Annotated in this window: 25 protein-coding genes and 2 tRNA genes; 6 read left to right on the forward strand and 21 right to left on the reverse strand. The window is 63.8% G+C overall.

The window, feature by feature from the left end; translation table 11 throughout:
- Position 1: 1 nt before the first annotated feature.
- From C486_RS06425 to C486_RS06510, 18 genes are read right to left on the reverse strand one after another with little or no spacing between them, the layout of a single operon-like run.
- The gene (locus C486_RS06425) at positions 2–535 is read right to left on the reverse strand and encodes a 50S ribosomal protein L6 (protein WP_008454363.1); all 534 of its coding nucleotides are present in this window, start codon (positions 533–535) and stop codon (positions 2–4) included.
- 2 nt (positions 536–537) lie between these two features.
- A complete protein-coding gene (locus C486_RS06430; protein ID WP_006185647.1) occupies positions 538–930 on the reverse strand; it encodes a 30S ribosomal protein S8 in 393 nt (130 codons plus the stop codon).
- Between the two features lies 1 nt (position 931).
- Complete coding sequence (locus C486_RS06435) at positions 932–1,117, reverse strand: 30S ribosomal protein S14 (RefSeq protein ID WP_006185648.1); 186 nt, start codon at positions 1,115–1,117, stop codon at positions 932–934.
- A complete protein-coding gene (locus tag C486_RS06440; protein WP_008454365.1) occupies positions 1,110–1,646 on the reverse strand; it encodes a 50S ribosomal protein L5 in 537 nt (178 codons plus the stop codon). Before C486_RS06440 ends, C486_RS06435 begins: the two co-directional genes overlap by 8 nt.
- A complete protein-coding gene (locus tag C486_RS06445; RefSeq protein ID WP_008454367.1) occupies positions 1,639–2,337 on the reverse strand; it encodes a 30S ribosomal protein S4e in 699 nt (232 codons plus the stop codon). Before C486_RS06445 ends, C486_RS06440 begins: the two co-directional genes overlap by 8 nt.
- Complete coding sequence (gene rplX / locus C486_RS06450; protein WP_007108798.1) at positions 2,334–2,690, reverse strand: 50S ribosomal protein L24; 357 nt, start codon at positions 2,688–2,690, stop codon at positions 2,334–2,336. Before rplX ends, C486_RS06445 begins: the two co-directional genes overlap by 4 nt.
- Positions 2,691–2,692: 2 nt before the next feature.
- Positions 2,693–3,091, reverse strand: a complete 399-nt coding sequence (locus C486_RS06455) for a 50S ribosomal protein L14 (RefSeq protein WP_006180012.1) — start codon at positions 3,089–3,091, stop codon at positions 2,693–2,695.
- Positions 3,091–3,528, reverse strand: coding sequence for a 30S ribosomal protein S17 (locus C486_RS06460; RefSeq protein WP_007108797.1), 438 nt, complete (start codon positions 3,526–3,528; stop codon positions 3,091–3,093). The genes C486_RS06455 and C486_RS06460 overlap by 1 nt, the downstream gene beginning before the upstream one ends.
- Positions 3,519–4,037, reverse strand: coding sequence for a ribonuclease P protein component 1 (locus C486_RS06465; protein ID WP_008454375.1), 519 nt, complete (start codon positions 4,035–4,037; stop codon positions 3,519–3,521). The genes C486_RS06460 and C486_RS06465 overlap by 10 nt, the downstream gene beginning before the upstream one ends.
- 15 nt (positions 4,038–4,052) lie before the next feature.
- Complete coding sequence (gene rpmC / locus C486_RS06470; RefSeq protein ID WP_008454378.1) at positions 4,053–4,283, reverse strand: 50S ribosomal protein L29; 231 nt, start codon at positions 4,281–4,283, stop codon at positions 4,053–4,055.
- Positions 4,283–5,221 carry a 30S ribosomal protein S3 gene (locus tag C486_RS06475; RefSeq protein ID WP_008454381.1) on the reverse strand — a complete coding sequence of 313 codons (939 nt, stop codon included), beginning with the start codon at positions 5,219–5,221 and terminating at the stop codon, positions 4,283–4,285. Before C486_RS06475 ends, rpmC begins: the two co-directional genes overlap by 1 nt.
- Positions 5,221–5,700 (reverse strand): 50S ribosomal protein L22, encoded by a 480-nt coding sequence (locus tag C486_RS06480; protein ID WP_008454382.1) that lies wholly within the window; start codon positions 5,698–5,700, stop codon positions 5,221–5,223. Before C486_RS06480 ends, C486_RS06475 begins: the two co-directional genes overlap by 1 nt.
- 7 nt (positions 5,701–5,707) lie before the next feature.
- Positions 5,708–6,130 (reverse strand): 30S ribosomal protein S19, encoded by a 423-nt coding sequence (locus C486_RS06485; protein WP_008454384.1) that lies wholly within the window; start codon positions 6,128–6,130, stop codon positions 5,708–5,710.
- Positions 6,127–6,849, reverse strand: a complete 723-nt coding sequence (locus tag C486_RS06490) for a 50S ribosomal protein L2 (protein ID WP_006185658.1) — start codon at positions 6,847–6,849, stop codon at positions 6,127–6,129. Before C486_RS06490 ends, C486_RS06485 begins: the two co-directional genes overlap by 4 nt.
- 2 nt (positions 6,850–6,851) lie before the next feature.
- On the reverse strand, positions 6,852–7,106 hold the full coding sequence (locus C486_RS06495) for a 50S ribosomal protein L23 (protein ID WP_008454386.1): 255 nt from the start codon (positions 7,104–7,106) through the stop codon (positions 6,852–6,854).
- The gene (rpl4p, locus tag C486_RS06500) at positions 7,103–7,855 is read right to left on the reverse strand and encodes a 50S ribosomal protein L4 (RefSeq protein WP_008454388.1); all 753 of its coding nucleotides are present in this window, start codon (positions 7,853–7,855) and stop codon (positions 7,103–7,105) included. Before rpl4p ends, C486_RS06495 begins: the two co-directional genes overlap by 4 nt.
- Positions 7,856–7,858: 3 nt before the next feature.
- Positions 7,859–8,878, reverse strand: a complete 1,020-nt coding sequence (locus C486_RS06505) for a 50S ribosomal protein L3 (protein WP_008454390.1) — start codon at positions 8,876–8,878, stop codon at positions 7,859–7,861.
- Between the two features lie 4 nt (positions 8,879–8,882).
- Positions 8,883–9,788 (reverse strand): putative RNA uridine N3 methyltransferase, encoded by a 906-nt coding sequence (locus C486_RS06510; protein ID WP_008454392.1) that lies wholly within the window; start codon positions 9,786–9,788, stop codon positions 8,883–8,885.
- Positions 9,789–10,089: 301 nt separating this feature from the next.
- Here C486_RS06510 and C486_RS06515 point away from each other — a divergent pair.
- Together C486_RS06515 and C486_RS06520 are read left to right on the forward strand one after the other, a co-directional pair.
- A tRNA-Gly gene (locus tag C486_RS06515) sits at positions 10,090–10,160 on the forward strand.
- 424 nt (positions 10,161–10,584) lie between these two features.
- Positions 10,585–10,655, forward strand: a tRNA-Gly gene (locus C486_RS06520).
- A gap of 92 nt (positions 10,656–10,747) precedes the next feature.
- Here the strand turns inward: C486_RS06520 and C486_RS06525 are convergent.
- Positions 10,748–11,182 (reverse strand): DUF4112 domain-containing protein, encoded by a 435-nt coding sequence (locus tag C486_RS06525; protein ID WP_008454394.1) that lies wholly within the window; start codon positions 11,180–11,182, stop codon positions 10,748–10,750.
- Positions 11,183–11,615: 433 nt separating this feature from the next.
- On the opposite strand from C486_RS06525, the gene C486_RS06530 reads away from it, so the two are divergent.
- The 4 genes from C486_RS06530 (at position 11,616) to C486_RS06545 (ending at position 14,100) form a co-directional block, all read left to right on the forward strand.
- Positions 11,616–11,969: a HalOD1 output domain-containing protein gene (locus tag C486_RS06530; RefSeq protein WP_008454398.1), complete on the forward strand. Its 354-nt coding sequence runs from the start codon at positions 11,616–11,618 to the stop codon at positions 11,967–11,969.
- A 160-nt stretch (positions 11,970–12,129) separates the two neighbouring features.
- A complete protein-coding gene (locus C486_RS06535) occupies positions 12,130–12,444 on the forward strand; it encodes an MTH1187 family thiamine-binding protein (RefSeq protein WP_008454401.1) in 315 nt (104 codons plus the stop codon).
- Positions 12,445–12,631: 187 nt separating this feature from the next.
- Positions 12,632–13,564: a methenyltetrahydromethanopterin cyclohydrolase gene (mch, locus tag C486_RS06540; RefSeq protein ID WP_008454403.1), complete on the forward strand. Its 933-nt coding sequence runs from the start codon at positions 12,632–12,634 to the stop codon at positions 13,562–13,564.
- Positions 13,565–13,566: 2 nt separating this feature from the next.
- Positions 13,567–14,100, forward strand: coding sequence for a hypothetical protein (locus C486_RS06545; protein WP_008454405.1), 534 nt, complete (start codon positions 13,567–13,569; stop codon positions 14,098–14,100).
- A gap of 88 nt (positions 14,101–14,188) precedes the next feature.
- Here the strand turns inward: C486_RS06545 and C486_RS06550 are convergent, their stop codons facing one another.
- Positions 14,189–14,584 (reverse strand): winged helix-turn-helix transcriptional regulator, encoded by a 396-nt coding sequence (locus C486_RS06550; protein ID WP_228371042.1) that lies wholly within the window; start codon positions 14,582–14,584, stop codon positions 14,189–14,191.
- Between the two features lie 359 nt (positions 14,585–14,943).
- Positions 14,944–15,492, reverse strand: a complete 549-nt coding sequence (locus C486_RS06555; protein WP_008454409.1) for a hypothetical protein — start codon at positions 15,490–15,492, stop codon at positions 14,944–14,946.
- Positions 15,493–15,821: the final 329 nt, after the last annotated feature.

Below are 15,821 nucleotides of genomic sequence, written 5' to 3' on the forward strand. Positions count from 1 at the left end.
ATCAGGCACCTCCTTTGGCGGGTTTGGTGGTGATGTAGACCCCGTCCTGGAAGACGCGGGTGTCCTTGCCGCTGACCTTCGTCAGCTGCTCGATGTCCGCCGCCGTCTGTCCGACATCTTCCTTGCTGGGGCCGGACAGCACGAGCTGCTCGTCGTCGACGGAGACCTCGGTGTCACCGTGGATAGTCGTTCGTCGCGGTGCCTTTTCGCCGAGGAAGTTCTCGATGACGACCTCGTCGCCCTCCACGCGGACCTGCATCGGGAAGTGAGAGTAGAAGACCTCCATCTCGTACTCCCAGCCCTCGGTCACGCCGTGGATGGCGTTGGTGATGTGGCTCTCGAAGGTGCCGACGGTCGAATTCGTCTTCGCGTCCTCGGCACCGCTTTCGATGACCACCTGGTCGTCGTCAGTCTCGACGGTCACGTCGGGATACCAGAGACGCCGGGTGACGGCGCCTTCCGGACCCTCGACGGTCACATCGAACCGATCGACCTCGACGGTTACGTTCTCGGGGATTTCCAGTTCGACTCGCATGATTAGTAGACGTATGCGATCACCTGGCCCCCAATACCCTTCTCGCGCGCCTCGTAGTGACTCATGATGCCACTGCTCGTCGTGACGACGAGGGCACCGAAGTCCCGAGCGGGGAGATAGCGCTTCTCCCACTTCTCGAAGTCCTCGGAACCAACGGCGTAGCGGGGCTTGATGGGGCCGCACTCGTTGATCGCTCCTTTCAATTCGACCTCGAACTGACCGGCTTTGCCGTCGTCGACGTACTCGAAGCCGTCGATGTACCCGCGGTCGTAGAAGACCTCGAGTACGCTGCCGATCTCGTTCGAGGCGGGCGTTACCTCGTGGGTAAGATGACCCACGCTCTCGGCGTTGTCGAGTCCCGAAAGCGCGTTGCTGAGTGGATCGTTTCCGGTCATGTTATCGGTACTTCCTGAATCCCATGTCGCGGGCGATCTCGCGGAAGCACTGCCGGCAGAGGTTGATGTCGTACTTCCCGACAAGTCCCTGCTCGCGGCCACAGCGCTGACAGGACTCGATCTGTCCCGTTCGCTTCGCGGCGTGCTCGCCCGTGCGGTCGTTCTCTTCGGTTTCGCTTTCACTCATCGTCCGTGTCCTCCACGCTCACGTCGAAGTTGGCCTCGAGGAAGCCGATGGCGTCCTCGGGAGTCAGTCGGTGCTTCGACGGGATCGACCGGGTTGCCTTGTCGCGTTTGGCGATGCGGTAACCCGGACGCACCAGGTTAACGGTGACGTCCAGTCCGTAGATCCCGATGCTCGGATCGTACTCCTGGCTCGGGAAGTCGGTGTGCTCCTCGACGCCGAAGCTGAAGTTGCCCGTGTCGTCGAACTGGGCCGCCGACAGCTCCGTCAGCGGCAGCGACTTCTCGAGGAACTCGTAGGCGTCGTCGTCGCGGAGGGTCACCTTCGCGCCGATCGGATCGCCCTGCCGAATCCCGAAGTCGGGTTCGGTTCGCTTGGCCTGGGTCCGGACGCTTTCCTGACCCGTGACCTCCTCGATGATGTCCTCTGCTTTGCCGAGTTCGCGACCGCCCTGACCGACGCCCATGTGGACGACGACCTTCTCGACGCGCGGTTCGCGCATCTCGTGGAAGTCGGCGTCGGCTTCACTCATCGTCGTCACCCGTGAAGTTCTCGTCGATGACGACGACGTACTCTTCGACGGTTTCGAAGCCGCCGTCGTCAGTCGAGACGCCGACGCTGTTCGAACCGCTGCCCGGTGTGATATCGATCGTATCGATCTCGCCGACCTTGCCGCCGTGGTTGCCACGGACGGCCGTCACGAGTGCGCCTTCCTCGTAGGGGAAGTGCGCGACGACGGACTTGTCGTCGTTGTCGATGACGATCGAGTCCTTCGGATCGTACTCATCGTCGACGATGACGTTCGTGCCGTCGTGCAGCGTCAGCTGGGTGTCGCCACCCGACACCTGCTGCTTGTTCACGATCTTGCCGAGGCGGCTCTGGGCCGATTCCTCGTCGATCTCGGTCAGCGCGAGCCGACCGCCCTCGTCGGGGAAGACGCGGTAGTACTCGTCCCGCCCGGGGAACGCAACGATGTCGAACATGCCGATCGGGCGCTGTTCGTCGTTGATCGGAACCCCGTTGATGAGGATCGAATCCTCCGAGAGGGCATATCGTGCTTCCTTCCGCGAGTCCACGTAGCCGAGCACGTCCCGCAGGAGGACGACGAGCGGCACGCCGTCTTCGCCGTGGGGACCGGCGTCGGCCTTGACCGTGAAGGTCTCGGTCTTTCGCTCGACCGGCCAGGACTTCGGTACGGATAGTCGTTTCTGGTGTTTCGTCATTCGCTATCACCTTCGAGACGCGCCTCGCGACGCTCGTCCTCGAGATCGAGCTCCGTGATCCGAACGTTCGAGGGGTCGAGCGGCCGCGGCACTTCCTCGCCGTCGGCCGTCTCGACGGTCACATCCTCGACGTGGACGGTCCCGTCCTCGAGGATCGCGCGCATGACCTCGCCTTCCTCGCCGGCGTGGTCACCGCGCATGACCTCGACCGTGTCGCCCGCGTTGACGCGGGTTCGACGGGTGTCGTACTCCTCGCGGAGCTCGTCGGACAGCGTCGCGTGGAGCTGCTTCTGTCGCTCGTGCAGCGGCGCCGTTCGCGTCTGCGTTCGCTGTTTGTGTGGTTGTTCAGTCATATCTATACGATCATCGTCGCCGTACTGGCGATTGCTCCGAAGCGCTCTGCGACTTCGCGGGCGATCGGCCCCTTGATCTCCGTGCCGCGGGGCTCCTCGTTCTCGTCGATGATGACCGCCGCGTTGTCCTCGAACTTCAGCCGCGTGCCGTCGGGCCGGCGGATCGACTTCCGCTGGCGGACGACGACGGCCTCGAGGACCTGGCGGCGCATCTCGGGGGTCCCTTTGGTGACCGAGACGGTCACCTTGTCACCGATCCCCGCCTTCGGCTGGCGGTTCTTGGTGCCGTGGTAGCCCGCGACGCTGATGACCTTCAGTTCACGCGCGCCGGTGTTGTCGGCACACGTGACCAGCGAGCCCTTCTTCAGGCCCTGCGTGACGTCGGCCTTCATCGCCTCCATCACTGATCACCCTCGTCTGCAGCCGCGGCGAGGTCCTCGTCGGAGAGCGCCGGCTCAGGCTCGGCCTGGCTCGTCAGCTCTGCGAGGTCCTCCGCCGTTGCTTCTTCGGTTACTTCGACGACCACGTGCGATTTCGTCTTCGACAGTGGTCGGGTCTCTGCGATCTTGACCGTGTCACCGACCGAGAGCGGCTCGAGCACGCCCGGTACGTGTGCCGGGATGCGCGAGCGTCGTTTCATGTGTCGGTCGTACTTCGGGACCGCCACATCGTACTCTCGCTCGACGACTACGGTCTTATCCATGTCCGTCGAGACGACCGTCCCCTCGAGGATCTGCCCTCGAACGGAGAGTTCGCCGTAGAACGGACACTTCTCGTAGTCGTATTCCTCCGGGTTCTCTGGTTCCGGAGGGGTTTCAACGTCTAGTCCTATTGCCATGGTGAGTCACCACTCGTTTCCGTGCGTCGGGCGGGTCGTGAGAGCAGCCGCGATCCATCGACCGTAACGTAGGCTACGTCCTCGCCAGCAGCGTGACGGCGATCCCGTGAGGGGACCTCGTCGCGACAGCCGGCGGCCTCGCCGCCGGCTCGGTCCGCCACGGTCGAGGATCGATCCTCGGAGTCCCCGGCGGGTTCAGTGTCGGCCAGTTTGGACGCAGTCCCCGACCCCTTCTCGGGTTCCCGGACCGCATCCGGGAAGCCGTCGAGGCTCCCTCGACGGCCGTCGGCGGCGTCATCTGTGATCGCGAACTCAAACGTCGAGCCCGATTTCGGCACCATCACGACCCGAGACTCGCCGTCGCGTCGAACCTCTATGGAGAGGGTCTTCGTCGTCTCGATGACGACACGCCCGGTCAGCCCCACCCGCGAGGCGTCGTCGCTCTCGACGACGCGGACGGGAAGGCCGTTGAGTTCGTGTCGCGGCAGGGTCTCAGGTGTCAGTGCCATTGGTGTGTGGTTGTGTTATTCAGCGTCCGCTTCGACTTCGTCGTCGAGGTCACCCTCTTCGCGCTGAATCGTCTTGATTCGCGCGATGGTACGACCCAACTCGCCGATACGGCCCGGATTCTCCGGAGCCCCACCGGCCGCGAGAACGGACTTCGCGTTCAGCAGTTCCGTCTCGAGTTCCTCGAGTTCTTCCGCCCGCTCTGCGGGCGTCATGTCGCGGATCTCCTCGGCGTGGAGGATCGCCATCAGGCGTCACCTCCCTCGTCTGCGTCCTCGTCTTCCATCTCCTCGACGAGTTCCTCGGCCTCCGCTTCGACGTCTTCCTCGAGTTCCTCGAGTTCTTCCTCGACGTCTTCGTCGCCGCCGGGGACCTCGACCTCGTCGAACTCCTCGTCGGCGTCGACCTCTTCCTCGATGACCTCCTCGACGACGTCCTCGTCGAGGTCGGCCTCGGCCTCGGAGTCGGCGGCCTCTTCAGCCGCAGCCTCGGCATCCGCGTCGGCTTCCTCCGGTTCGCCCTCGAGGAGTTCCTCGACGCCCTCGGCCTCGTTGACTTCGACGGCGTCCGGAACGACTTCCTCCGGGTCCATGTCTTCGCTGACCTCGAAGTCGTCGGGCAGTTCGGCACCCGGCGGGATGATCTTCACGTCGACACCGATGGTGCCGAGTTTCATGACCGCGACGCCCTGGCCGTGGTCGACGACCTCCTCTGCGGGCTCGCCGTTGTGCTTGATGTAGCCGCGGTTGAACTTCTCGACGCGCGATCGTGCGCCGGTGACCTTCCCGGACAGGACGATCTCCGCGCCGAGCGCGCCGGCTTCCATGATCCGGTCGATCGTCGTGTGACCGGCCTTCCGGAAGTACCAGCCGCGCTCGAGTGCGTTGGCCAGTCGGTCCGCGACGATCCGTGCGTTGAGGTCTGGTTCTTCGACCTCCTGCACGTCGATCTGGGGGTCCTCGAGGTTGAATCGGTCCTCGAGGGCCGTCGTGACCTTCCGAATGTTCTCGCCGCCTTTGCCGATGACCATCCCCGGCTTCTCGGCCTTGAGGACGATCTGGGTTCCCATCGGCGTCTTGGCGACGTCCATACCACCGTAGCCCGCACGGCCGAGTTCTTCCTGGAAGAACTCGTCGATCTGGGACCGCTGCAGGCCGTTCTCGATGAATTGGTGTTCGTCAGCCATTAGCTATCACCTGCTTCGTCCTCGTCGACTTCTTCGACGACGATCTCGACGTCGACCTGCGGCGTGTTCCACGAGGAGGCACGCCCCATCGCGCGGGGCTTGCGGCCCACGGACTCGCCGACCTTGTGGGCGGCGACGTGGACGATCTCCATGGATTCGCCGTCGAAGCCCTGATGATCCGCGTTTGCTTCGACGTTCTCGAGCAGATCGAGGAACTCCTTGGAGACCTTCTCCGGGTACTTGCCGGCGTCCCAGCCGTCGATGTCGGAGCGGTGTCCGGCACCGATGTTGTGGGACTTGAACGGCACCGACTGGGTCTCGTCGATTACGTCCTGAAGGTACGCCTGAGCCTCGCCGACGGTTCGGCCCTTGATCTCGCGTGCGACCTCCTTGCTGTGCTTGTTGCTCATATGACGCTCCCGAAGCATGGCTTTCGCCGTCGCGTCGGGATCGGCGTCGACTGAGTAGTTGATTCCCATACGTGGATCACTTCAGTGGGACGAACTTCGACGATCGGGTCGCGCCGATACCGGCCTGTCCGTGCTCGACCGAGGTCCGCGTCAGCTGGAACTCGCCGAGGTAGTGGCCGATCATTTCCGGTTCGACGCGCACGCGTTCGAACGCCTGTCCGTTGTAGACCTCAAAGGTCATCCCAACGAACGCCGGCAGGATCGGCATATCCCGCAGGTGCGTTCGAATCGGATCGTTCGCCGTCTCTTCTTCGCCCTTCTCGCGGGCCTCCGCGAGAAGCTTCTCCTTCTCGACGGAGAGACCGCGCTGGATACTTCGCCGCTGTCGTGCGGGGAGCAGTTCCACGACTTCGTCGAGCTCCATGTCCTGCAGCTCCTCGAGCGTGTGGCCGCGGTAGGTGAACTCACCTTCACGGCCGGTTCGGTACTCCTGACTCATTTGTTGCCACCTCGACCGGTGCTCCGGGAGGCGATGTCACCGACTTTCCGTCCCGGCGGGGCGTCCCGCGAGACGGACTTGGGTTTGCCGGGGTGTTGGCGGCCGCCGCCACCGAACGGGTGGTCGACAGCGTTCATCGCGACACCGCGGACGCGGGGCCACTTGGTGCCCCGGGCCTTCATCTTGTGATACTTGTTGCCTGCCTTGACCATCGGCTTCTCCGTGCGGCCGCCACCGGCAACGACGCCGATGGTCGCTCGACACTGCGGGTCGAGGCGCTTGACCTCGCCGCTTGGAAGCTGGATGACCGCCGCGTTGCGGTCGTGGGTGATCAGGTCCGCGTTCGTCCCCGAGGCGCGGGCGAATCGGCCGCCGTCGCCCGGGTTCGACTCGACGTTACAGACCGGCACACCTTCGGGAATCTCCGCGAGCGGCAGCGTGTTACCGGGCTTGATCTCGGCGGAGACGCCGACCTGCAACTCCTCGCCGACGGTGATACCTTCCGGCGCGAGGATCAGACGCTGATCGCCGTCCTCGAACTCGACGGCGGCGATCGGCGCGGATCGCGCCGGGTCGTGTTCGATGTCGACGACCGTCCCGCGGACGATGTCGTCGTCTTCCTCTTTCTTGTGCTCGAGGTCCGCCTTGTATCGGTGCGACGGGGCACGGAACGTGGAGGTCCCGCGACCGCGTCGTTGTCCTTGAATGCGTCGTCCCATTCTCAGAACACCCCGATTCGCGAAGCGACTTCCTGTGCGTCGTCCTCCTCGGAGAGGCGGACGATCGCTTTCTTTTGACCCTTCATCGTTACCTGCGTGTTGATGTCTCGGACCGAGATTTCGAACCGCTCCTCGACCTCGTCCCGAATTTCGGGCTTGGTCGCGTCCGTGTTGACGACGAACTGGAGCTTGTTCTCGAAGTCCATGTCGTTCATCGCCTTCTCGGTGACGAGGGGGTGTTCGATAACCGAACTCATCGGTCAGCCACCTCCTCGAGCGCGCTTTCGGTCCAAACGGTGAGCCGTCCCGGCTGTGCGCCGGGTGCGAGGTCCTCCGCGTTGACCTCCGCGGCCGTCGTCACGTCGGCACCGGCGAGGTTGCGGGCCGCACGGGACGGGCCGGCCTCGCTGGAGGTGACGAAGAGGATCGACGTCGGCGTCTTGTACTTGCGGCCACGGGCTTTCCCCTGCCCGGAGCGGACGCTGCGACCCTCGTCGGCGCGTTCGATGTCGTCCGCGAGGCCGGCTGCCTCGAGGAAGTCGACGACCGCGCGGGTCTTCTGGAGGTCCTCGAACTCGTCGTCGACGACGACGGGAATCTCGGCGTCCGCGTCGAACTCGTGGCCACGCTCGGCGACGAGTTCGGCGTCGGTCGTCGCAGCGACGGCGCTGCGGACGGCCAGTTTCTTTGCTTTCGTGTTGATCGATGCGGACTGGTCCTTCTCGGCTTTCGGCGGGTGTGCCTTGCGTCCCTTGACGGCCTGGGGAACGCGTCGCGCGCGCCCTTCCTGTCGTGGCACGTGGGCCATCCCGCGGCCGCTACCGAACGATTCGGCCGGCGTTCGAAGACCGGCGAACTCGTCGGCACCGTAGTCCTGTTTTCGGTTTGCTTGGGCGGCGCGAACGGCACGAGCGATCAGGTCCGGGCGGTACTGGGTCTCGAAGACCGCCGGGAGCTCGATCGTGTCCGCGTCCGAGCCGTCCAGGTTTCGTACTGTTGCGTCCATGTGTTATCCCTGGTTGGATGCGGTGGAGACGTAGCGCACCTCGGGATCGAGGCGCGGCTGGTCTCCGGGTCGGATCGCCGGGCGGAAGCGTACGAGACGCTGCTGTGGCCCGGGGAGCGAGCCCTTGATCAACGCGTGCGGGCCGTCGACTTCGCCGTAATTGACGAAGCCGCCGTCGACCGTCGCGTCAGCGCCCTCGCCGATGTCGACGAGGCGCTTGTTCAGTTCCGTCCGCTGGTGGTAGCCGGTCTGGCCCTGCTGGGGGACCGTCGAGCGGACGCGGGACGGGTTCCAGGGGCCGAGGTTGCCGATGCGGCGACGCCAGCCCTGGCGGGCGTGTTTGCCCTTGCGCTTCTGGACGCCCCATCGCTTGACGGGGCCCTGCGTCCCTTTCCCTTTCGTGACGCCGCTTGCGTCGACGTACTCGCCGGCACGGAACACGTCGTTCATGACGTGTTCGCCGCCGTCCTCGATGGTCTCGAGGGCGAAGTCGACGCGGTCGTCGACGGAACCGCCGCCGACGCGCGTTTCCATCACGTCCGGTTTCTTCTTCGGAACCGAGGGAACGTCCCCCGGGACCGTGTGGGTGATGACGCGAACGTCGTCGACGCGACCCTCCTCCTGGAGGCCACGGAGCTCGTCCGTGGCGGCGTCGGTGTCGTACTCGTCACCGGGAAGGTCCAGGACGCGATCGAGTTCGGGAACGAACTCGTCGGTCCAGACCTCGGTTATCGGCTTCATACCGTACGGCGTGTCTTCGTACGCTCGCAGTGCGACGGCGCGCATCGGCGGCGTCTCCACGATCGTCACGGGGACGGTCTCTTCCATCCCTTCGGTCGGCGAGTTCGCTTTATCGTCGACCATAACGACGTGGGTCATGCCGGCCTTGTAGCCCGCGAAGCCCTGGAGCGTCGGCTGTCCGTCGTCGTCCGGCCACGAGTTGAAACGCGGGACCTCGCTGGTCGCACGCTGTCGTGGGCCGAACCCGAGTGAGCCTTTGCGTGGTGTATTTGCTTGTGGCATTCTATCACTCTCTCAGTGAGAGGGGAGCGAGCGTCGCGAACAGAGCCTCCTCCGTTCGCACGACCTCGCTTCCCTGATCCGGAACCGTGTTTAGCCAGAGGTCGAACCCCGGATCGGCGGTGGGTTCGACTCCGTTATCGGCAGCGTCGTCCCGGTTGGACGACGGGTCGACCGCGTCGTCTCGTCCGGACGACGCGTCGATGGCCGATTCCTCGATTCCGAGGATAGCCGGCAGCCCTCTCTCGGGCGCGCCGAAGGCGACGGTCATCCCGTCGCGCTGGACGCGTCCGGCCAGCGTCTCGAGTCGCCCGACGGTGAGTGCATCACCGAATCGGGAGGCTGCGATGCGGACGCCAGCATCCTCACGGCCGAGTGCTGCCTGCAGGTCCGTCTGCTCGATCGAAAGCCCCGGGAGGGGCTCGTCGACGAGCTTCGCCCGGACCGGTCGTCGCGAAGAGATCCTGACGGTCACGCGCTCCCCCTCTTCGACCGCCATTTTCGGCGGTACGTTGAGGGAGATCGGGTGTTGCAGTCCGCAATTGACCCGGACGCGCCCTTCAGGTCCGACCTCGGTCACGATTCCTTGTCTTGACGACCCCGAACCGGTAGATTCGGAGCCGGTCTGTGACATGGCGCGGAGCGGCGGCAAGACGCCCGCGTACTCCAGTTCGTCCCGCATCCCCCATGCCTCGTTGCGGAGGTATGGGGGCGTTGCGGCGTACCGCAACACGGTTTGTACGAACCCGCCGTCGAACTGCCCGGTTTCGCCATCCCGATCGGGATAGACGACCAGGCGATCAGCCCGGAAGATCGTCGCCGCGCGGGCGACGTATCCGAGTTTGCGAGTTGCCTCGCGTTTGTCTTCGGCTTCCCGGCTGAGCGACGACGGCACGAGTACGCTGACAGTCATGCCGAGACGCTTCGGCGCCGCGTCACTAGACTGTAGCGATGTATTGCGGAGAGGGTCTTAAAAGAATAGCGGATTCGATTCCGGCTGTCAACGCCTCTCACCCACGAATTCGTGCCGAACGGACACACACTCACCCGCGGTGACTGATCACGACAGTCCCCGATCGATGCGGACGATATTGCCGCTGTACGACGGCGGTCGTCGATCCGGGACTCGAAAACCGGCATGCTGCGGCATGCCGATGCCGGGTTGATTCGCAACCCTTATACACCTATCCGGCAGTAGGTATGAGTGCAGCAGGGCGCTGGTAGTGTAGTGGTATCACGTGACCTTGCCATGGTCACAACCTGGGTTCAAATCCCAGCCAGCGCACTTCTACGGCGAGCAACTCGGCGAGCACCGCGTAGCGTGTGCTCGCCATCCGTGAGCCGTGAAGTCGTTCTAAATTTGAACGAGAGAAGTCGCAGTCTGCGAGCGAACGAAGTGAGCAAGCAGGATCGTCTTCCCGTTGTTCAAATCCCAGCCAGCGCACTTCTCCGACGATTACTCCGACCGAGCACTGCGTTCGTGCTCACTGCCGTTTCGTCGTCTCTCAGTATTAACGTCTCACTGAGTCCAAACCGGCAGTCGAGGCTCAACTCTCGTCGGCCCCGTCTCACTCCACCCGAACGGTGGGGATCGGTTCGTGATCGGAGACACGGCGGGGCGCCCGGTCGAGGTTCGTTATTTATAAATAGCGGTGGCACGACCGTTCGGATACACTCGAGATCGAGTGTCCGACGGTGCGGTGCCGAGCGCGCTGGTAGTGTAGTGGTATCACGTGACCTTGCCATGGTCACAACCTGGGTTCAAATCCCAGCCAGCGCACTTCTCCGAGAACAAGGCCGCGAGCGACCGCGATGGCGTGTCGCGAGGTGCGCCGAAACGGGACCGACGTGGTATGGCCTCGAGTCGCTGCGTTACTCGAGAGAAACAGCGTCCGGTCCGTGCGCCGCCCCGCCGCCTTCGTCGGCGAGGTCCTTAAGCGCGAGTTTCAGGTTGCGCTTGTTGGCCTTCCAGACGGCGTCGAAGGCGACGCCGAGGAGGGGGACGGAACCGATGACGGTGTCGATGCCGATGTTCGCGAGCATGCGAAGCAGCGTCGATTGGGAGACGCCCAGTCGGGCGGATTCGGCGGCGAGATACAGCGAGACGACCGCCGCAGCAGCGTCGCCTGCTCCGGGAAGGATGCCGACGATCGGATCGAGACCGACCCTGACGCCCGTGCCCGGCACTCGAAGCCCCTCGTCGAGGGCGTGAGCGACGACGCGCATGCGCTTGATCGCCGCCTCATCGACCGTCGTTGGGAGGGCGTTCTCGAGCGTCTCGAGTTCCGAACGAGTCTCGCGTACCATAGTTTCGGTTTGGCGCGTGCGCGAATAAGCGCGCGGGCGTCCGTGGCAAGTGGTCGACCGTTCGGTTTACCCTGTCTCGAGACGACCCGACCGAAAGCACCGGCCAACGGGATGGAAACGACTGGTTTCGTCGCAAAAGCCCGCGTTATTCCGACCGCCACCGACGGACCCGACCGAANGACCCGACCGAAAGCACCGGCCAACGGGATGGAAACGACTGGTTTCGTCGCAAAAGCCCGCGTTATTCCGACCGCCACCGACGGACCCGACCGAATTCCCGAATAATCGATCGTGATAGACGTCGCAACGGGTGTTTGCCGGCTGTATTCAGGGGAACACTAATTTCACATATATTGTCTCTTTCCGGTGTCGAGTGGCTTTTATACCGCGAGTAACTACGATACAATACACGATTGAACGATCAGACATAGCAATGCAGACTGAACTTACATCCGCGGACGGCACCGACGATCTCCAGTACGACCAGCCCAACGACCGCTACGTCTTCCACCACGATACCGACGGTACCGCGACGATTACGACGACGATCGTCCACGCGCTCGCGTCGATCGCGGACACCGACGTCTCCCAGGGGGAGTTTTCCCTGTACGACAGCGTCGACCCGGACGCGCTCGACCGTATCTTCAGCAAAAAGGCCGACGGAACGGAACGAACGGGGGGGCACATCGCCTTCACCGCCCTGGAACACGAGGTGTACGTCTACGCGAACGGCGACGTCATCATCTACCCGCCCGCGGAGACACCCGGAACGCCGACCACAAACTGACACCGCGTCAGTCACCCACCGCACGCAGTCGCCCTGATCGTTTTCCGCCGACCGTTTCACGGCCCGTGAGCGATGCGCCTCTCCAAACTACGCTGTCACCGCGTGTGGACTGCGGTCCGTATGAAACGGTTTTACGTCCTGTCGTCGATCAATACTCACTATGACAGTCGTCGCACTACTGAGCGTGGCACCGGTAATAGAGGACAGCATGGCCGGCGAGGTCGCAAAGGCAGTCGAGGCACTCGAGGAGTTCGATGTCTCCTACGAGACGAATCCGATGGGGACGGTAATCGAAGCCGAAACGACCGACGAACTCTTCGCAGCCGCGCAGGCGGCCCACGATGCCGTCGATGGGGACCGAGTGAGCACGGTCCTGAAGATCGACGACAAACGGACGCGAGACATCGACGCCTCGGAGAAAGTCACGGTCGTCGAAGAGCACCTCGGGCGGCCGGCCACCAGCCGCGACGCCTAACCGCAGGTGCGGACGGACTCGCTGCTAGCCCCGCTGGGCGGTCGCCCGCGACGGGTGGGGCGGCATCACCGACGGGGACGTCGAAGACGCGGGCTGTACCGTCGCCACACGGGGAGCCGCCATGTGTCAGCCATCGGTCAGACGCCAACGGACAAACGGTTTTACCACGGAGGCTGAACCACGGGGCATGGAAAGTCTCAATCGCATGGCGATCGAGTTGGTCGACGAGGCCCTCGACTACGCCGAGGAGTTGAATATCGGCGGCTACGACCTCGAGAACGACGCGACGGTTCTGGACTTCGGGCTCGAGTTCGACGGCGGGATCGAATCGGGGCTGCTGTTGACCGAGATACAGACCGCGGGGATGGCGACACCGAGCTACGAGCTCGGCGAACTCGGCGACGCCTCAGTTCCCTACGTCGAACTATCGACGGACCAGCCGGCGCTCTCGCTGCTCTGTTCCCAGAAGGCCGGCTGGGAGGTGCTGACCGAGGACTTCGAGGGGCTCGGTAGCGGTCCCGCCCGGGCGCTGGTGGCCGAAGAAGAGGAGTTCCGCCGCATCGGCTACACCGACGCCTTCGACCTGACGGCACTGGCGATCGAGACGGAGGCGGATCCGACCGAATCCGTCGCCGAGCACGTCGCCGAGCGCGCCGAGGTCGAGACGAGCAGCGTCTTCCTGCTCGCCTATCCGACCGCGAGCCTCGCCGGCAGCATCACGAACGCCGCCCGTGCCGCCGAACTCGCGACGTTCCGACTCGCTGAACTCGGTTACGATCCCCTCGACATTATCTCCGCGACCGGGCGCGCGCCGGTCGCGCCCGTCGCGGGCGACGAGCGGACGGCCATCGCCCGGACGAACGACGCCATCGCCTACGGCGGGCGAGCACATCTCACCGTCCGAGAGGACAGCGACTGTTTCGACTCGGTTCCGTCCACGGCCGCCGCGGATCACGGTCGCCCGTTCGGTGCAGTCTTCGACGATCTCGACTGGGACTTTTCCGAGGTGCCCTCGGATCTCTTCGCGCCTGCCTCGGTGACGGTCGACGTGGTCGGCGGTCCGACGTACGTCCACGGCGAGACGGACGAGGACCTCCTCGTCGACTCCTTCGGGCTGTAGTCGTGCAGTTCAAGCCAGTTCCAGAACCGCCCGCGGACCGCACGCTCCTCGCGACGGTCCGGCGAGTCCTCCCCGTGACCGCCGGGGATGTCGACGACTGTTGTCAGCGACTCGTCGACGAGACGCCCCTCGAGACCCGCGAGGCGGCGGCGACGTGGCTCACCTTCCTGCGCGCGCTCGAGGTCGCGAGCGAGGACCCGGCGGGCTTTCGCCGTCGCGCGGCGAGTTCCGGCACTGAGTCGGACACCCCGGACGACCTCGACTGGGACGACCTCGGGCGGGCGTTTCGCGACCGCGTCTACGGAGCCGAGACGGTACTGACCGTGCTCGAGCGGGCCGACGGCCCACGGACAGTCGAGGCGGTCGTCGATGCGGTCCAGGAGCGACGACGAACCACCGACGGCCGACCGCGACCGAGTCGCGCCACGACCCACCGCCGCGAACGGATCGAACGACTCCTCGAGTGGGCCGTGGTGTTCGATCTGGCCGAGCGAGACGGGACCGGATACCGGCCGCCACGGCCATCCGAGGCGTGAGCTGTGGTAGTGTCTCGAGGGCAGGAAATGCCAGGACGAACACGGGTGTCCGATTACTGGGACGAAACGCCACGGCTCCGGTCCGCGATCAGGGGTCACGCTCCGTCGGCTCCTGGCCGCGTTTCGTCTCTTTGATCATCGAACAGAGGTACTCGTCGCCCCAGTCCTCCATCGCGCGAATAACCGGCTCGATCGCCTCGCCGTGATCGGTCAATCTGTACGTGACGTGATGGGGCCGTTCGCTGACGACCGTCCGTTCGATCAGGTGGTTCTCCTCGAGCGTCTTGAGCGACTTCGAGAGCGACTTACTCGAGATGCCGCTGGTCGACTTTCTCAGATCACTGAACCGGAGGGAGCCGTGTTCCAATAACCGATAGATGACCACCGGGTCCCACTTGTTCCCCATTATCTGGATCGTTGCCGTCACCGGACACCAGGGCTCATCACTATGCTGATCGATCATCCGTCGGAGGTTTTCTTTCATAGTTACCTAACAAGGGACGTTGGCATCCGGACGACTCCGTTCTCGAAACGGCAACTCGCGAATATCGTCCCCGACCGCCCGGTCAACCGGGTACCGTATTAGCCCTTGTCTCCGTCAATTCGCTCCGGATAGAGGTCAGCGAAACCGACTCCCGTAACCCCGGGTTAGCCGCCCCAAGACCGGTAGTAACGCAGACTCCGCGGCGATGTAGTATCCTGGATACATACTATCGGACACTCCAACGGGCTGGTTATAAATCCCACCATGACGGGGCGTAAAGAATTCGTGTCGGCGGAAACAGTACTCTCGGCTCCCCGCGAACAGCCGCCGACAGGTAAAAGGAAAAGTGAGGGGTCGGGTTACAGTTCCTCTTCGAGGTCGGTGGACTCGGTTTCGAGTTCGACCGTCCCGTCTTGCACTTCGAGGTCAATGTTTTCGGTCTCGTACTCGAGGGATCCGTCGGAGAGCTCCATCTCCGTGTCTCCGACGGAGAAGTCTTCGACCTCCCCATCGCTGAATTCGAACTCGACCTCCTCGCCGTCGTCGGTCTCGGTCTCGATATCAGCGTCGCCTTCGCCCTCGTAATCGAGACCAGCACCGTCGAGTTCGTAGCCGTCGTCACTCGTTTCGAGCTCGACACCCTCAGGCGTCTCCAAGTCGATGTTACTGTCCGAATCGACCTCGAGATCGGTGCCGTCGTTGTCTTCGAACTCGATACTATCGGACGTGGCATCGAGTTCGACGCCGTTCTCTTCGAAATCGACACCATTGGCAGCGTCCACACCATTGTCGTCGTCCGTGTCATCTCCGTCGTCCTGTGCAGTTACCGGTCCGGCCATCCCCACGATGAGTCCGATCCCGATCGCGGCGATAAGCGCGAGCCGGAGTGCATCTGTTATCTTATACATGATATTCACTGCACGGAGCGACTGCTCCGTACAGTACGACAAACACCGACGAAGCGAAAAAGGGTATCTGAATGATGTGTTACCGGGTGTATGGTAACACAGGAGAAACCGGGTTACGAGCCGGTTACCCGGCCACTATTACCGCAGATCCCGTAGGCAGAAAGACGGTTCCGTCTCGTGGATGAACCCAGCCGTGCGGGTTCGGACCGCTGATCGATATCAGGGTCGTTTTCGTACTACCCGCGCCACCTATCACATTCCGCATTTTTCTACACAGATAAACCAACGATGGAAACGGAACTCGAGGCGGCGGCCCCGACGACGCGATG

Origin of the sequence: Natrinema gari JCM 14663, from assembly GCF_000337175.1 — an archaeon.
GTDB classification, from domain to species: Archaea; Halobacteriota; Halobacteria; order Halobacteriales; family Natrialbaceae; genus Natrinema; species Natrinema gari.

Bases quoted from the DNA above. Each gene is read 5' to 3' on its own strand.
- C486_RS06485 (WP_008454384.1), bottom strand. From the start codon at position 6,130: ATGAGTCAGGAGTACCGAACCGGCCGTGAAGGTGAGTTCACCTACCGC.
- C486_RS06425 (WP_008454363.1), bottom strand. From the start codon at position 535: ATGCGAGTCGAACTGGAAATCCCCGAGAACGTAACCGTCGAGGTCGAT.
- rpmC (WP_008454378.1), bottom strand. From the start codon at position 4,283: ATGGCGATCCTCCACGCCGAGGAGATCCGCGACATGACGCCCGCAGAG.
- C486_RS06455 (WP_006180012.1), bottom strand. From the start codon at position 3,091: ATGGAGGCGATGAAGGCCGACGTCACGCAGGGCCTGAAGAAGGGCTCG.
- C486_RS06510 (WP_008454392.1), bottom strand. From the start codon at position 9,788: ATGACTGTCAGCGTACTCGTGCCGTCGTCGCTCAGCCGGGAAGCCGAA.
- rplX (WP_007108798.1), bottom strand. From the start codon at position 2,690: ATGACTGAACAACCACACAAACAGCGAACGCAGACGCGAACGGCGCCG.
- rpl4p (WP_008454388.1), bottom strand. From the start codon at position 7,855: ATGGACGCAACAGTACGAAACCTGGACGGCTCGGACGCGGACACGATC.
- C486_RS06550 (WP_228371042.1), bottom strand. From the start codon at position 14,584: ATGAAAGAAAACCTCCGACGGATGATCGATCAGCATAGTGATGAGCCC.
- C486_RS06495 (WP_008454386.1), bottom strand. From the start codon at position 7,106: ATGAGTTCGGTTATCGAACACCCCCTCGTCACCGAGAAGGCGATGAAC.
- C486_RS06535 (WP_008454401.1), top strand. From the start codon at position 12,130: ATGACAGTCGTCGCACTACTGAGCGTGGCACCGGTAATAGAGGACAGC.
- C486_RS06430 (WP_006185647.1), bottom strand. From the start codon at position 930: ATGACCGGAAACGATCCACTCAGCAACGCGCTTTCGGGACTCGACAAC.
- C486_RS06460 (WP_007108797.1), bottom strand. From the start codon at position 3,528: ATGGCAATAGGACTAGACGTTGAAACCCCTCCGGAACCAGAGAACCCG.
- C486_RS06490 (WP_006185658.1), bottom strand. From the start codon at position 6,849: ATGGGACGACGCATTCAAGGACAACGACGCGGTCGCGGGACCTCCACG.
- C486_RS06530 (WP_008454398.1), top strand. From the start codon at position 11,616: ATGCAGACTGAACTTACATCCGCGGACGGCACCGACGATCTCCAGTAC.
- mch (WP_008454403.1), top strand. From the start codon at position 12,632: ATGGAAAGTCTCAATCGCATGGCGATCGAGTTGGTCGACGAGGCCCTC.
- C486_RS06475 (WP_008454381.1), bottom strand. From the start codon at position 5,221: ATGGCTGACGAACACCAATTCATCGAGAACGGCCTGCAGCGGTCCCAG.
- C486_RS06440 (WP_008454365.1), bottom strand. From the start codon at position 1,646: ATGAGTGAAGCCGACGCCGACTTCCACGAGATGCGCGAACCGCGCGTC.
- C486_RS06505 (WP_008454390.1), bottom strand. From the start codon at position 8,878: ATGCCACAAGCAAATACACCACGCAAAGGCTCACTCGGGTTCGGCCCA.
- C486_RS06555 (WP_008454409.1), bottom strand. From the start codon at position 15,492: ATGTATAAGATAACAGATGCACTCCGGCTCGCGCTTATCGCCGCGATC.
- C486_RS06525 (WP_008454394.1), bottom strand. From the start codon at position 11,182: ATGGTACGCGAGACTCGTTCGGAACTCGAGACGCTCGAGAACGCCCTC.
- C486_RS06435 (WP_006185648.1), bottom strand. From the start codon at position 1,117: ATGAGTGAAAGCGAAACCGAAGAGAACGACCGCACGGGCGAGCACGCC.
- C486_RS06445 (WP_008454367.1), bottom strand. From the start codon at position 2,337: ATGACGAAACACCAGAAACGACTATCCGTACCGAAGTCCTGGCCGGTC.
- C486_RS06465 (WP_008454375.1), bottom strand. From the start codon at position 4,037: ATGGCACTGACACCTGAGACCCTGCCGCGACACGAACTCAACGGCCTT.
- C486_RS06480 (WP_008454382.1), bottom strand. From the start codon at position 5,700: ATGGGAATCAACTACTCAGTCGACGCCGATCCCGACGCGACGGCGAAA.